At 51.7% G+C, this 14,661-nt stretch carries 12 protein-coding genes and 1 pseudogene; 7 read left to right on the forward strand and 6 right to left on the reverse strand.

The genetic code is table 11. The features are described from left to right. A pseudogene (locus tag NP77_RS19170) lies at positions 1–142 on the forward strand (IS6 family transposase); the annotation flags it as partial. Positions 143–899: 757 nt separating this feature from the next. On the opposite strand, the gene NP77_RS19175 reads toward NP77_RS19170, so the two are convergent. From NP77_RS19175 to NP77_RS19185, 3 genes are all read right to left on the reverse strand, one after another. Further along, complete coding sequence (locus NP77_RS19175) at positions 900–2,957, reverse strand: pyrroloquinoline quinone-dependent dehydrogenase (protein ID WP_369700129.1); 2,058 nt, start codon at positions 2,955–2,957, stop codon at positions 900–902. A 49-nt stretch (positions 2,958–3,006) separates the two neighbouring features. Then, positions 3,007–3,366, reverse strand: coding sequence for a hypothetical protein (locus NP77_RS19180; RefSeq protein ID WP_039661328.1), 360 nt, complete (start codon positions 3,364–3,366; stop codon positions 3,007–3,009). Between the two features lie 488 nt (positions 3,367–3,854). Next, on the reverse strand, positions 3,855–4,688 hold the full coding sequence (locus NP77_RS19185) for an oxidoreductase (protein WP_039661329.1): 834 nt from the start codon (positions 4,686–4,688) through the stop codon (positions 3,855–3,857). A 105-nt stretch (positions 4,689–4,793) separates the two neighbouring features. Between NP77_RS19185 and NP77_RS19190 the strand changes: the two genes are divergently transcribed. Next, positions 4,794–5,714, forward strand: a complete 921-nt coding sequence (locus tag NP77_RS19190; RefSeq protein ID WP_039661330.1) for an AraC family transcriptional regulator — start codon at positions 4,794–4,796, stop codon at positions 5,712–5,714. Positions 5,715–5,774: 60 nt separating this feature from the next. On the opposite strand, the gene NP77_RS19195 is transcribed toward NP77_RS19190, so the two are convergent. After that, positions 5,775–7,253, reverse strand: coding sequence for a SulP family inorganic anion transporter (locus NP77_RS19195; RefSeq protein WP_039661331.1), 1,479 nt, complete (start codon positions 7,251–7,253; stop codon positions 5,775–5,777). 485 nt (positions 7,254–7,738) lie between these two features. On the opposite strand from NP77_RS19195, the gene NP77_RS19200 reads away from it, so the two are divergent. The 3 genes from NP77_RS19200 to arsC all read left to right on the forward strand — a co-directional run bounded on the left by NP77_RS19200 (position 7,739) and on the right by arsC (position 9,912). After that, positions 7,739–8,092: a metalloregulator ArsR/SmtB family transcription factor gene (locus tag NP77_RS19200; RefSeq protein WP_008924815.1), complete on the forward strand. Its 354-nt coding sequence runs from the start codon at positions 7,739–7,741 to the stop codon at positions 8,090–8,092. A gap of 86 nt (positions 8,093–8,178) precedes the next feature. Beyond that, the gene (locus tag NP77_RS19205; protein WP_039661332.1) at positions 8,179–9,462 is read left to right on the forward strand and encodes an arsenic transporter; all 1,284 of its coding nucleotides are present in this window, start codon (positions 8,179–8,181) and stop codon (positions 9,460–9,462) included. 48 nt (positions 9,463–9,510) lie between these two features. Next, the gene (arsC, locus tag NP77_RS19210) at positions 9,511–9,912 is read left to right on the forward strand and encodes an arsenate reductase (glutaredoxin) (RefSeq protein WP_039661333.1); all 402 of its coding nucleotides are present in this window, start codon (positions 9,511–9,513) and stop codon (positions 9,910–9,912) included. Between the two features lie 363 nt (positions 9,913–10,275). Here arsC and NP77_RS19215 read toward each other — a convergent pair whose 3' ends face one another. Continuing rightward, entirely contained in the window at positions 10,276–11,937 is a 1,662-nt protein-coding gene (locus NP77_RS19215) for a methyl-accepting chemotaxis protein (RefSeq protein ID WP_039661334.1), read from the reverse strand. Between the two features lie 297 nt (positions 11,938–12,234). On the opposite strand from NP77_RS19215, the gene NP77_RS19220 reads away from it, so the two are divergent. Next, positions 12,235–12,687 (forward strand): GNAT family N-acetyltransferase, encoded by a 453-nt coding sequence (locus NP77_RS19220; RefSeq protein ID WP_039661335.1) that lies wholly within the window; start codon positions 12,235–12,237, stop codon positions 12,685–12,687. A gap of 449 nt (positions 12,688–13,136) precedes the next feature. Here the strand turns inward: NP77_RS19220 and NP77_RS19225 are convergent, their stop codons facing one another. Next, a complete protein-coding gene (locus tag NP77_RS19225) occupies positions 13,137–13,538 on the reverse strand; it encodes a helix-turn-helix domain-containing protein (protein WP_008924809.1) in 402 nt (133 codons plus the stop codon). A gap of 85 nt (positions 13,539–13,623) precedes the next feature. Between NP77_RS19225 and NP77_RS19230 the strand changes: the two genes are divergently transcribed. After that, entirely contained in the window at positions 13,624–14,559 is a 936-nt protein-coding gene (locus tag NP77_RS19230; RefSeq protein ID WP_039661336.1) for an aromatic alcohol reductase, read from the forward strand. The last annotated feature ends 102 nt before the right edge of the window (positions 14,560–14,661 follow it).

Consider the following 14,661-nt stretch of genomic DNA (forward strand, 5'->3'; position numbering starts at 1 on the left):
TGCTGGGATTCAAATCATTTGGCGAACGCAGACGATACTGGCTGGCATTGAGTTAATGCACATGATACGCAAGGGTCAATTTCATCATTCAGCCAACAGTGAATTGTCACCGGCAGAGCAATTTTATCTGTTGGCTGTTTAATAAATCGGCAATGCCACTTTTGCTGACTTGTCTACGCTAATGCGACAGAGCCGTCACAGCGGCGCAGCCATTACCCATGCCTTTCTCATTTCGCTTCTCATAATGGTCGCCTGCCTGACTATCGGGGCAGCACTGTGTACCCGGCTTATCCGGCTCGGATCGCTCCGCGAGCCCGGCCCGCGTATCCCAACGGTAACTAGCAGGCTCAGCTGGCTGCGTTGCAGCGGCCAGCTGATAGACTCTCTGTTTTCACTTAAGTGGTGCACAGCCTATGCATGGGAATCTGATCGCTTCTTCAGTCCGGAACGACAGAAGAGTGGCCACTATTTCAGCAGTCATCGATCAAGCAGACAGGGCAACAGACCCAGTTCGCATTAAGTGAGCAGCAGATGCGCCATCACTGATATCAACCTTACTGACAGGCATCACACACTTATGGAAGGAATTGCGCCGCGAGGCCCGGAGTAATGGTGCATTTCAGAGCCCTGATCGACAACATTGCGTCATCGTCCATTACAGAGCTGGTTAAAAAGCATGCTAAAGCGGGGTTGGTTAAGCTGGCGCAGTAACAAAGCTAACGGGGTGCTTTAATCGGTCAAATGAACTGCACCTCATCAGTCAACAAGGCTTGTAAAAATTTCACAGGATTACGGCCAAAACGCAGTTAAATGGTCTGGTTTTAACAGGCACGTGATGCCTGGACGAAAAAAAATGGGGCCCTGAGGCCCCATGCTACTTAGCGTTTCTTCGGCGTCTGTTATTCAGGCAGGGCGTAAACCACCACCTGATCACCCACCTGATCTTTCAGGATGGTATTACCACCCGCGACAAACGCCACATACTGACGGCCTTTGTACTCGTAGACCGATGGGTTAGCTACCGCAGGGGCTTCTGCCTGATCGGACCATAATTCTTCGCCGCTCTCAACAGAGTAGGCGCGAACTTTTGCATCCATTGAAGCACCGATGAAAATGACGCCACCCGCCGTGACAGCCGGGCCGCCAATCGTCGGGGAGCCCCAGCTTTCTGGCATAAAGAAGCCATACTGCTGTGATGCGCCAACAGGACGACGCCATTTCACGTCACCGGTGTGCATATCAATTGCGACGATTTCACCAAATGGCGGCTGCCAGCACGGCATACCCAGCCAGTTATTAGCAACCATCAGGCGCAGGCCGTAGGGCGCGCCTTCCTGAGGGGCAAAACCGCTTTCATTGCCGGAACCATTATCCGCTTTTTCATAATCTTTGCGGCTGTAAAGTTTCACATACTGCACAATGTGAGAGGTGTTAACGATAGCAATCTGTTTTTGTGGATCGAACGCCACGCCGCCCCACTGTACGCCACCGGCACTGTCCGGGTAGGTCAGTGCACCTTCGCCTTTGGTCGTTGGCGGCGTATACATACCCTCATAGGTCAGCTTATCCCACAGTCGTGAACACTGACCGGCACCCACCACATCCGCCAGTTTCCAGATTGCCGGTTTTTTCGACTGATCGAGCAGCGGCGCAGGTTTGGTTGGGAATGGCTGGGTTGGCGAGAGCACTTCACCCTCTACGGATCCATCACCCTGAGGTACCGGTCGCTCTTCAATCGGCCAGACATCCTCGCCGGTCAGACGGTTAACCACAAACAAAAAGCCCTGCTTTGTGGCCTGAATCAGTGCCGGGATCTGTTTACCGTTGACGGTGATATCCATCAGCGTTGGCGCAGAGTTGATGTCGTAATCCCATACATCGTGATGTACCCACTGGCGGGACCAGACAACTTTACCGGTATTAATATCCAGTGCCGTGGTCGAGGTACCTAGTGGAATAGGCGCGGTGCGGTTACCGCCCCAGTAGTTAGGAGACGGCGACGAGACAGGCAGATAGACCAGACCGTGCGCCTCATCGGCAGACATATGCGTCCAGACGTTAGCCGTACCGGTGCGTTTGCGAACCTCCGCCGGAATGGCTTCAAATGTCCATTCACGTTTGCCGGTCTGCGCGTTGACGGCAAAAACGGTGCCTGGAGGGGCTTCAGCATAGGCCCAGTCTTTACCTGCCCAGCCAATCAGAAGATGGTTACCGACAACCGTGGGTGGCTGTAGCACCGACAGCGGGTATTTGGCATTCACAGTGTTCCACTGATTAAGATCTAATATGCCATTTTCCGCAAAATCGCTGCACGGCTTACCGGAATCTGCATCCAGCGCAAAAAGTTTGCCATCCACGGTTCCCATGTAGACGATCTTCTGACAGGCCTGGCCGGCAACCGGATTTTTAGCCTGCCAGTAGGAGACGCCACGGTTTTTCAGAACCGGCTGAGTCAGCGCTTTACGGGATGATTTAGTGTCATAGTGCCACTTCTCTTTACCTGTGCCTGGGTCAAGCGCGATCAGGCGATCAAACGGTGTACCGATATAGAGTGTCTGATTGGCAAAAATGGGTGTTGCTGACCAGACGGTAGCGGGTGTATCGCCTTTACCATCGGAGACATCGCCGGTATGAAACTCCCAGACTTTCTTCAGTTTGCTGACGTTGTCAGCGGTAATCTGTTTAAGAGGACTGTATTTCTGCGCATTCAGCTGACCATGAAAGCTGTCCCAGGTGGCAGAGGCGGGCACCAATGGGGTGGCGGGATTATCCGCAGAGACGACATTTTCTGCACTCTGCGTACCGCTTGATGCTTCATCTGTCGTTTTTGTCGTGCCTGGAGACTGTTGATTGGCCGCCTCAGCATCGACTTTTTCGCGCGCACCCATTGAGGCTTCTGCGGCTTTATCCTGCGCATGGAGAGTGAGCGGCGCAAGCAGCAGCGCCAGTGCCGTCATACTGACTTTCATGAGTGGAGAATAGTGATTGTTTTGCACAGGGGGTTCCTCAGGCGTTGACACGATGGCGGGCGGAGTGATTGTTAAGTGTAATCAGGCCAATCAGGCCGATCACCATCGCTGCGGTAATGATGTACTGATGCAGCAGCGCAGCAGCAAAACCGATACCGATCAACAGGAGTAAAGTCAGCACCATTAACGTAATGCGGGCACCACGCGTGGATGCGCCACGCAAAAGAAACGTCAGCAACGCCAGTACTACGCTGGCAATAGCCACACCCAGCGCTCCGATGGTGCCAGTCACGCCGGTCAGTGGTGTGAGCCACGCATACAAAGCGACCGCGAAGCCCATCACGGCGGCGAGTAGCAAGAGTAAGCCGCCCAGGCGGGAAGGTTGAGAGTGCATCATACCGGTAAATCCTTTTTGAATTCGATCAGTCATTAAATATGGCGCACTGACGTAATTTTGCGGATTATTTTTCCTGAACCCGGTAAAGGGAACTATTCACGCAATCCACACAACGATTATTGGTCACTAAATATCCTGTCGGCTGGTGAGCGCCCAACTGTTTTCCCTGTTCTTCTGTCTTTCAGCCCAAAGTGGTCAGAGAGTACGGGTATCGACGCGGAATTGCGCGTCTTGAGAAGGCGTATATGAAAACTATGCTCATCACCACAGCCGGAATCAGGTAATACAGACAGCAGTGTTTTATTTCGACAGGAGAAATGATGTTATGCAACGGATAATTAAGACATCGCTGTGCCCAAATACAGGACGTGCAGGCGCATGACATCTTAAATAAAGGGCAGCATAAAGATCAGTAAAGCGCCGGAGTGAAATGGCCGCTGGTGCGAGCGGCCATCATTATTCAGGGAACGCTTTGTATCAGTAACGGTTTACCCATCCGTTGAGCGTGTGAGGTTTTCCCATTGATCTATTTCCCGACCTAATGCGGCGAGATCCTGCCGTACTAACGTTAATGCATCACTGCCTAATAACAAATGCCTGGGTGGGTTCTGACTGTTAATTAATGTCAGGATGGCGTGAGCAGCCTTGACGGGATCTCCGGGTTGCTTACCACTTTTTTCCTGACGTGCCTGACGAATGGGGTCGAATAAAGCGTCATAGTCCGGGATACTGCGGTCGCTGCGCACCATTGAACGCCCGGCCCAATCCGTGCGAAACGAGCCGGGCGCCACGGCAGTCACATGTATATTAAAGGGTGCCAGCTCTTTGCTTAATGTCTCCGATATTCCTGCCAGTGCAAATTTGCTGCCACAGTAATAGCTTATGCCGGGCAGCGTAATGAAACTGCCCATTGAGGTGATATTAATGATGTGTCCACGGCGCCGATGGCGCATTCCCGGCAGGACAGCTTTGATCATCGCGACTGCGCCAAACACATTCACGTCAAACTGCCGTCGCATCTCAGCGAGCGAGGATTCTTCCAGAATGCCCTCATGGCCATAACCGGCATTATTTACCAGGACCTCAATGGGCCCGACGTCAGACTCAATCTCATTGACTACTTTATCAATACTCTCAACGTCCGTGACATCAAGCAGTCGTCCAAAGGCGCGCTGTGCATCGAGCGCCTCAAAAGCCTGTCGGGCTTCGCGGTTGCGCACAGTACCGATGACGCGATGGCCTGCGGCAAGTGCTTCCCGTGCCAGCGCGAGACCAAAGCCACTGCTGACGCCGGTGATTAAAATGGTTTTTGCAGATGTCATAAAAAGAACTCCCATACAGTGTGAAGGTTGCATGGTATTCTCAGTATCGCCGCATTCTTAGGCCGTATCTTCTCTTTTTCTTGCCTGATTTTATGAGGTGGCGGGATGTCAGGAATCATTTCTCTGGTGAAAACACTTGCGGTGCAGGAGGGATACAACCTCACTGCCTTACCTGATGTGCGCATTTTGCGCTCCGATCGATCGCTTAGCAGAACGCCTGTCCTTTACGATCCGGGCATTGTGATCGTCTGCCAGGGCAGTAAATGCGGTTATTTCGGTCAGCAGACTTATCTATATGATGAGCAGCGCTATCTGGCGGTTTCAGTGCCCGTACCCTTTGTGATGGAAACCGACGCGTCGGCAGAACATCCGTTACTGGCGATGTATCTGCATCTGGACTTTCAGCTTGCCGCTGAACTGATGCTGCAGATTGAGAAGCATGGCACCCCGCATCCCTCGGCAGCGCCGCAAAGCATGATGTCGAGCATGATGGATGACAGGGTAAAAACGGCTGTGCTGCGCTTGCTCGAAGTCCTGAATGATCCGCTTGAGGCGGAGATCCTGGGTCCTGCACGCCTTCGTGAACTCTATTTTCGCGTGCTGACAGGCGTACAGGGCAACGCAATGCGTGCCGCGCTGGCCTTACAGGGCCAGTTTGGCAAAATCGGCAAAGCGTTACAGCGCATCCATGCCACTTACGCGGAGCCGTTAACGCTGACACAACTGGCGATGGAGACGGGAATGAGCGTACCGACGTTCCATCATCATTTTAAAGCGATAACCCGGATGCCGCCGATGCAGTATGTGAAATCGATACGCCTGCATCAGGCGCGCATGCTGATGGTACGCCAGCAGATCACCGCGGCCGCCGCGAGTTATGCCGTTGGTTATGAAAGCCCGTCGCAATTTAATCGCGAGTTCAAACGCCTGTTTGGCTTGCCGCCAGCAGAGGAGATAAAACGTATGCAGCGTCATTTCGTTGTCCCGCCTCCGCAGCCAGCGTCGGTATTTGTTTCATCGCATTAAGGCTTTCTCAGCACCGCGGAATAGGGCGTGCGGATTGGCACGCCAGTGATCTCATGTGGATTAATGGCCACCCATTATCCGTTCAACCTCTTCAGGTTTGTCATGCACACCAAAACGGTCAATGAGCGTGCGGGTTGCGTCGTTCATGCCCCGGATTTCCACTCTGGCACCCTCGCGGCGGAATTTAATCACGATGCGGTCCAGCGCGTTGATCGACGTAATGTCCCAGAAATGCGCGAACGTTACGTCAATCACCACTCGTTCCTGAGTTTCCTGAAAATCAAAGTGGCGGGTAAAAAGATCTGCTGAGGCAAAAAAGACCTGGCCTGTCACTGTGTAGGTTCGGGTATCACCCTCCAGTGACGACCTGACTGTCATAAAATGGGCCACTTTTGTGGCAAAGTTCAGTGACGCAATCAGCACGCCGGTCAGCACACCAAACGCAAGATTGTGGGTTGCCACCACCACGACAACGGTCGCCAGCATTACGATGCTGGTTGAAACCGGATGGGTCCGCAGGTTCGTAATTGATCGCCATGAGAAGGTGCCGATGGAAACCATAATCATCACCGCAACCAGCGCCGCCATGGGTATCTGAGACACCCAATCGCGCAGGAAGATCACCATCAACAGTAGCACCACGCCGGCCGTGAGAGTGGAAAGCCGCCCCCGTCCACCCGACTTCACGTTAATCACTGACTGACCAATCATGGCGCAGCCCGCCATGCCGCCAATAAATGCCGTACAGACGTTGGCAATACCCTGCGCCTTGCACTCGCGGTTTTTATCGCTCGGGGTGTCGGTCATATCGTCCACAATAGTGGCGGTCATCATGGATTCCAGCAGCCCTACAACGGCAAGGCCGGCGGAGTAAGGCAGGATTATCAGCAACGTATCCATGTTCAGTGGAATGTCCGGGATAAGGAACACCGGCAGGCTATCCGGCAGCTTGCCCATGTCGCCTACGGTGCGCACATCTAAATGCAGCCACATGGAGATGGCGGTCAGCACCACGATGCAGACCAGCGGGGAGGGAAGGGTTTTATTGAGGTAGGGAAAGAGGTAGATGATTGCCAGGCCTGCGGCGGTGAGCGCATAGACGTGCCAGGTGACGTTTGTGAGCTCTGGCAGTTGTGCCATAAAGATCAGTATCGCCAGCGCATTGACGAAGCCGGTCACGACCGAACGGGATACGAAGCGCATCAGGCTGCCGAGTTTCAGGTAGCCGGCGAGCAGCTGCAATATGCCGGTCATTACCGAGGCAGCAAGCAGATACTGCAGCCCGTGGTCCTTAACCAGCGTGACCATCAGCAGCGCCATTGCGCCGGTTGAAGAAGAGATCATCGCCGGACGGCCGCCAAAGAAAGCCATGACGATGGGGATACAGAATGCGGAGTAGAGTCCAACCTGCGGATCTACGCCAGCGATAATAGAAAAGGCGATCGCTTCTGGAATGAGTGCGAGCGCGACAACAATACCAGCAAGGACGTCACCACGGACGTTGCCCAGCCAGTCCTTACGCGTCGAGGACAGCAGCATAGTAATTTCTCAGATTTTGAATACAGTCAGCCCGGGAGGGCAAAAAGTTTCAGGTACAAAAAAGCACATCCGCAGACGGGATGTTTTCGAGTGTGCGACTGAGATTACTCAGTGCGACAGGGGAGGGTGAAGACTCAGGGTGGCGTAAGACGCATGATTTTTGAGTTCTCCTTTAAGGCAAAAAGGTGCCTGCAGGACTGAATTTAGCCAGCAGAGACGGTGGAGGCTGCGCTGACGGTGATGTCCGTTCTTATCCGGACAGGCAATCAACTATAAACGAAAGGGATGTGAGGTCAACATTTGAGCGCGCAGAAGGGTGTCGGTGACAGCCGCAGAAACGGGCATGCAGGTACGCGCCATCCGGGGCATAGCACAGTAATATGTGAAACCAGCTGAACAATATATGTGGAATGATGCATGTGTGTTGACGGCACAGAGATAGAAAGTCACACTGTTTTTTTACCCCTGTTATCGGGAGCTCTATCATGCCCCAGCTTTCTCCTCTTCAGCTCTTCAAAGGGCTGTCGGACGAAACGCGTTTAAACCTTGTCCTACTTTTGCGCGAAAAAGGCGAACTCTGTGTGTGCGAGCTGACGCTTATACTGAAAGAAAGCCAGCCCAAGATATCGCGGCATCTCGCTTTACTCAGAGATACAGGCCTGCTGATTGACAGGCGAGAGGGCAAATGGATTCATTACCGGTTGTCACCTCACATGCCCGCCTGGGCGGCAGCAGTGATTGAACAGGCTTATCTTTGTCAGCGGGATGACATTTTGGATCTCAGCAAGCAGGCTGAACGGGACAACGTGACCACTAACGGCAAATCTGTCTGCATTTAAAAATTTTATACATACATATATGTTTTTTCATATGTATTTTGAATTGCTGTGCCCGTTATGACAGGCGCAGTATTAAAGGAGAGTGTATGTTTCTGGCGGGTGCAGTTTTTATCCTGACACTGGTACTGGTTATCTGGCAGCCGAAAGGGCTCAGTATTGGCTGGAGCGCCGTTATTGGTGCTGCGCTGGCACTGCTCACCGGCGTGGTGCATATCGATGATATTCCGGTTGTCTGGCAGATTGTCTGGAATGCCACGGCCACGTTTATTGCGGTCATCATCATCAGCCTGCTGTTAGATGAGTCTGGCTTTTTTGAGTGGGCGGCTCTGCATGTTTCCCGCTGGGGAGGCGGCAGAGGCAGACTGCTGTTCACCTGCATTATTTTGCTGGGCGCGGCGGTGGCGGCGCTGTTTGCCAATGACGGTGCTGCACTTATCCTGACGCCCATCGTCATCGCTATGCTGCTTGCGCTGGGTTTCAGCCCGGCTGCCACGCTGGCGTTTGTCATAGCGGCCGGCTTTATCGCGGACACGTCCAGCCTGCCGCTTATCGTGTCGAACCTGGTCAACATCGTGACGGCGGATTTCTTTAAGCTGGGCTTTAGTGAGTATGCGTCCGTCATGGTACCGGTGAATATCGCCTCTGTTGCCGCCACGCTGGGAATGCTGCATCTGTTTTTCCGCAAAGAGATTCCGGTCACCTATGACCTGACCAGACTGAAGCTTCCACGGGAAGCTATTCGTGACAGGCGAACCTTTAAAGCCGGCTGGCTGGTTCTGCTCCTGCTGCTGGCCGGCTTTTTTGGTCTGGAGCCACTCGGCGTGCCGGTTAGTCTGGTTGCGGCGGTGGCGGCATTTATCCTCTGGCTGGTTGCCCGAAAAGGGGCGGTTATTGATACCGGTAAAGTGCTTAAAGGTGCGCCCTGGCAGATAGTCATCTTTTCGCTGGGCATGTACCTCGTCGTCTATGGCCTGCGCAATGCCGGACTCACGGATTACCTATCGGCTGCACTGAACCGGTTTGCGGAGCACGGCGTCTGGGGTGCGACGATGGGTACCGGTTTTCTCACAGCCTTTTTGTCATCAGTGATGAACAACATGCCAACGGTCTTAGTCGGAGCGCTCTCCATTGACGGCAGCACCGCTCAGGGTGTGGTGAAGGAGGCGATGATATATGCCAACATCATTGGCTGCGACCTCGGCCCGAAAATCACTCCGATTGGCAGCCTGGCAACCCTGCTGTGGCTGCACGTTCTGGCACAGAAAAACATCAGCGTCAGCTGGGGCTATTACTTTCGCATGGGCATTATCATGACCCTGCCGGTGCTTTTTGTGACGCTGGCCGCGCTGGCCCTGCGTCTCTCTGTTTAACCTTAATCTGGCGCTGCGTGTACGCACCGTCTTAAAGGAACATCGCTAATGACTGACATAACTATTTATCACAACCCGGCCTGTGGGACGTCTCGTAACACCCTGGCGTTTATCCGCAACAGTGGTGTAGAGCCTTTAGTGATTCTGTATCTGGAGACGCCGCCGACCCGCGACGAGCTGCAAAAACTGATTGCAGATATGGGAATAAGCGTGCGCGAATTACTGCGCAAAAACACGGAACCGTATGAGCAACTGGGGCTGGCAGAGGACAAGTTCAGCGATGATGAACTGCTTGATGCCATGCTGGCTCATCCCGTCCTCATTAATCGTCCGGTGGTGGTGACGCCGCTCGGCACAAAGCTTTGTCGTCCGTCGGAGGGGGTTCTGGAGATTCTGCCGGACCCGCAGCAGGGACCTTTTACCAAAGAAGAGGGTGGGAGCAATCAGTGAAACATCAACGCGTCTGATAACGTTAACGTGGGCATCTTCGGTTACGCTTCAGGCAGACCTGAGAACACCTTGTGGGCATGCATCAGAGCGGATACGGCAGGGCCGCAGAGAGCGATGTTATCCGCAGCGGATAAAAGCGCGAAGGTAACCTGACCGTAAAACGGCTGGTTACTCTCAGTTTAATTGTGAAAGGTTCTCAGTTAATGATAAAAAACCCGCCATCTTCAGCGGGTTGAACAGTTAAGTCGTTCAAATTCTATTGCAGACGCCAGCTCCAGCAGTGAAGTGGCACATTTCAGCCTGGAAGAAAACGCAAATTCTGCAAGACGAATTAATAATAAAACAGATTAAAGCGCTGACTCATCAAAAGCTTTGCCAGTTCTGATCACCTGCTGCCGCGACGGCAGGACCCGTGCGCAAAACGGGTGCGGCCGGTACCGGGCGGTTTACATTGCTGTGTGATGGCGACGCAGGGACAGACAATGAAGCGAGCGTGAAAGTATTGACCAGCTGGTTAAGTGACGCTGCCTGCTCCATCAGCGAACGTGAGGCTGCAGAAGCCTCTTCAACCAGCGCGGCGTTTTGCTGTGTTACATCGTCCATCTGATCCACGGCTTGATGAACCTGTCCGATTCCCTGAGACTGCTCACTGGCCGCCACGGAGATTTCATCGACCAGATGAGTAACCTGACGAACGGCATCGTTCATTCTGGCAATATTTTCGCCCACACCTTCTGCCTGTGCTGAGCCAGCCTGAACAAAGCCCATAGACGATTCGATAAGCGCTTTGATTTCACGCGCTGAAGACGATGAACGCTGCGCAAGATTGCGGACTTCACCGGCCACGACGGCAAAGCCACGACCCTGCTCACCAGCACGGGCAGCTTCTACAGCGGCGTTGAGGGCCAGAATATTGGTCTGAAAAGCAATCCCCTCGATCAGTGAAATGATATCGGTGATTTTCGATGAGCTTCCCCGGATATCGCTCATTGTTGACAGCAGAGTGTGCACACGACCTGCACTGTCTTCTGAGATTTCATGCGCATTTTTTGCCAGCTGGCTGGCAAGACGCGTGTTTTCTGCGGTCTGACGAACGGTCTCACTCAACTCAGACATGCTGGCAGCCGTTTGCTCCAGTGAGGCAGCCTGCTCCTCAGTACGGGATGAGAGATCTTCGTTACCGGCAGATATCTGCGCCGAGGCTGAGCTGACCGACTGAGCAGAAGCTTCTACTTTTGAAAGCGAGGCTGAGACATTGCCGATGAGCTGATTGAAGGCCTTCGCGGTCATGCCGATTTCATCCCGGCGTGACTCGTCCACCCTGAGGGTAAGGTCAAGCTTCTCGCTGGCTGTTTCCATGGTCTTCCGCATACCATTCAGCTGACTACGGATGGCGAAAATAGTTTTCAACGCAAAGAATGCAAGAATAGTGATAGCCAGCGCGGAGCCACCCATCAGGCTCCAGAGTGTCACCTGATAACTCCGGTCGTTCTCAATTCTCAGGGCTTTACTGATGCCCACATTAAGCTGCAGCTGTTTCTTGTAACCTGCAATCAACTGGCGTGCCCATTCGCCAAGGCCGTCATTACTTTGAAGCGCGCCTAGCGCAACAGCGTCATTCTGTGCGCGTGAGCCAGCAAGAAACTCCGGAAGTGAGGCGTCAATTTTTTTTATGGTAGAGAATGCATCCTCAGTTAACTGCCGGTCTTCCTCATTGGAAATGTCGTTGCTGAGGTAAAACTGATTCATGGATTTGATATTGCTGATAGTTTCATCAATTTTTTTTTCAACTTCAGCCTGGCGCCGGGGTTCTGTTGCACTCTGGTGGCGGTACAGCCAGATAATTAGCGTATTACTGTCGTCAATCAGTTTGCCCAGATCCAGAAGCGATGGAACCGTGTTTTCCTGCACATACTGAAAGCGGGACTGAAATCCGCCAGCAACGAAGACGGCCACAATAACCATCGCGACCAGCGCGGTAGAGAGAAGTGAAAAGGTGAGCAATAATCGCTGTGTAATTGTCATCTTTATTCCTGCTTTTTTAAGTGGTTAATGATATGGGCTGTCTATTTGAAAATATTCAGCATATCTATCGGCATAAAGATGAACTTAATTAAAAAAAAACTGATGTTTCAGGTAACTGAATTGCAGTGTCTTGACTGGCATAGTCGTTTTCGGGAACAGAAATACAGGTAGGGAGTAACGTCTGCTTCTGGCACAAAGCGAACATTGATGGCATTAGCCATGAGAGGGTGCAATTGTCATACTGGACACAATTATGATTCTGTCCAGACCATGCAAATTGAAATCACAGGAAGAATTATGGACATCCAACTCACAAGCGTTACCCCGGACAGCCCAGGATTTGCTGAGTTAAGATCGCAGAGCATGGCTGAAGGATTTAACATGTTACGCCGACTGCAAGATAACTGGCTTAGCGGACAGAATCGCTTTGATAGACCAGGAGAAAAACTAATTGGGGCATCTATAGATGGATTAATGGTTGGCGTTTGTGGACTTAACATCGATCCATTTACCTCAGAAACTGGCATCGGACGTCTGCGACATCTCTATGTAGACTCAGGATGGAGAAAAAGGCAGATCGGCAGTGCCCTGCTCAGTGAGATAATTAAGGATTCTGACCGCTGGTTTGATTTTATCAACACAAACGCTCCTCCATTGGCATTCATTTTTTATGAACGAGCTGGCTTTGTTGCTTTAACTGGCATAGAAAAAGTCACCCACCATCTCTGCCTCAGAGACCTAGCGCGTTAATACAGTCATCTTGTGGATTGACCACATATTCTGTCCAGTGAACCTTTTTTACAGGAATGCCGGCCAGGGTATAGTCCTGGCGTAATCAAACCGTAAATCAGAGACATTACATTAAATCCATGCCGCCTGGACACACTGCGTTTCTGAGCAGGTTTGCAGAACGGCGACTGGAAAATCTTCAGGATATCAAAGGAACTGACTGGCAGCTTTGAGCGAAGAGCGGACCTGTAGGCTAAGAATGTAGGCTGCAATACCATTATGCTGATTTATTGTGCAGTGAGGTATCCTGCATCCTGCATCCTGCATCATGTTAATGAAGACAATATTCATAGCGATTAGCCAATCGGCATTTTTTCTGAAAGAGAGTATGTTGAACTGTCTGCTTTGATTAGAGTTTCAACATTCATAAAGTCCTCTGTTCTCTGCCTGCCAGTTTGTCACCTGAACATTCAATCACCGTCGTACTGTTCTCTTGCTACCCGAAAATAGCTGGAGGAGGTGATAATCCAGGACCATAAAGGTAACATCCGCATAAGCATTTCTTTTCCCATATGGGTAATCGCATAAACCACCCGGGGCAATTTTTCCTCGTAATCACAGCGGGATATAAGCCCGTCCCGCTCCAGATGGCGTAATGTTCGCGTCAGCATTCTTTGAGTGACATCCGTAAGGTAGCGGCGTAACTCACCATAGCGAAGAGGTCCGCTGGTACCAAGAATATGCAGCACGCCCAGCGACCAGCGATTACCTGCATGCGCCAGGATCTCACGTTTCAGTCCCTCATCATCGTTGCTTAATTCTTCACAAAACTCCTTTGAAAATTGCAACAGTGCTTCCCGTTCAGACTCCATATCACCTCCGGTATCATGTGTGTGCCTAATTGAACCAGGCTATGTCAGCTGTCAGGATGACGTTTTAATACAACAGGAAGCAAGAATGAATTTCGACATAAAACCTATAAACACTGTTCTTATACTGGGTGCTGGAGAGCTTGGTATTCAGGTACTGAGAGCGATGAGCAATAAAGCGCAGGCGCATACTCATGTAAAAATTAGCGTGTTACTCAGACGCGAAGCCGCTCATGCTGTTTCTGGTTCACGCAGGGCACGGCTGGATGAACTGATGAAGCTTGGGATCGCTGTGGTGGAGGGCGATCTGCAGGAAAACAGTATTGATGAACTGAGTGAGCTATTTGCTTCTTTCGACGCCGTCATCAACTGCAGTGGTTTTGTTGGCGGCCCGGGAACGCAGATAAAAATTACGCAGGCGATATTGAAAGCGGCTGTAGCTCGCTACTTTCCATGGCAGTTTGGCGTTGATTATGACGTTGTGGGTAAAGGCAGCGGGCAACAAGTCTGGGATGAACAGCTTGAAGTTCGCCACCTTCTACGCCAGCAGAATGTGACAGGATGGGTCATTGTATCTACAGGTATTTTTACCAGCTATCTGTTTGAGCATGATTTTGGTGTGATTGACGCAAAAAGTAAAACTGTCTGTGCTCTGGGAGACTGGCAGCACGCCGTAACGCTGACCACACCTGAAGATATCGGCCAACTGACAGCGGACATTTTCTTCCATCAGCCCACTTTCCAAAACGAGATTATCTATATTGCAGGTGATACGCTTACTTATAGTGAACTTGCTGATTTAATGCGTGACCACTGGGGTGCTGAAGTAAACAGAAAATTACTGGACAGGCAAAAGCTCCAGGATGATGTGCAACATAATCCGCAGGATGTCGGGGCAAATTACCGACTTGCTTTCGCACGGCCTGACGGACTAGCCTGGAATAAGAGCGATACTTACAATCAACGTCAGGGGATTGCAACTACAACGGCCCGTCAGTGGCTTGCAAAACAGCATGGAATGTAGCAGTCCGGTACTGACAAAAGCACAACATTACGCGGTGCGTGCCAAAGTCTGATACCGATGTCGTTAATATATTGCTCTATATTTCACCGAAAAAAATTTCCT

It is taken from the genome of Pantoea sp. MBLJ3 (assembly GCF_000816655.1).
GTDB classification, from domain to species: Bacteria; Pseudomonadota; Gammaproteobacteria; order Enterobacterales; family Enterobacteriaceae; genus Pantoea; species Pantoea eucalypti.

Coding starts and splice junctions, on each gene's coding strand:
- NP77_RS19175 (WP_369700129.1), bottom strand. CDS start 2,957: ATGACGGCACTGGCGCTGCTGCTTGCGCCGCTCACTCTCCATGCGCAG.
- NP77_RS19180 (WP_039661328.1), bottom strand. CDS start 3,366: ATGATGCACTCTCAACCTTCCCGCCTGGGCGGCTTACTCTTGCTACTC.
- NP77_RS19185 (WP_039661329.1), bottom strand. CDS start 4,688: ATGACATCTGCAAAAACCATTTTAATCACCGGCGTCAGCAGTGGCTTT.
- NP77_RS19190 (WP_039661330.1), top strand. CDS start 4,794: ATGTCAGGAATCATTTCTCTGGTGAAAACACTTGCGGTGCAGGAGGGA.
- NP77_RS19195 (WP_039661331.1), bottom strand. CDS start 7,253: ATGCTGCTGTCCTCGACGCGTAAGGACTGGCTGGGCAACGTCCGTGGT.
- NP77_RS19200 (WP_008924815.1), top strand. CDS start 7,739: ATGCCCCAGCTTTCTCCTCTTCAGCTCTTCAAAGGGCTGTCGGACGAA.
- NP77_RS19205 (WP_039661332.1), top strand. CDS start 8,179: ATGTTTCTGGCGGGTGCAGTTTTTATCCTGACACTGGTACTGGTTATC.
- arsC (WP_039661333.1), top strand. CDS start 9,511: ATGACTGACATAACTATTTATCACAACCCGGCCTGTGGGACGTCTCGT.
- NP77_RS19215 (WP_039661334.1), bottom strand. CDS start 11,937: ATGACAATTACACAGCGATTATTGCTCACCTTTTCACTTCTCTCTACC.
- NP77_RS19220 (WP_039661335.1), top strand. CDS start 12,235: ATGGACATCCAACTCACAAGCGTTACCCCGGACAGCCCAGGATTTGCT.
- NP77_RS19225 (WP_008924809.1), bottom strand. CDS start 13,538: ATGGAGTCTGAACGGGAAGCACTGTTGCAATTTTCAAAGGAGTTTTGT.
- NP77_RS19230 (WP_039661336.1), top strand. CDS start 13,624: ATGAATTTCGACATAAAACCTATAAACACTGTTCTTATACTGGGTGCT.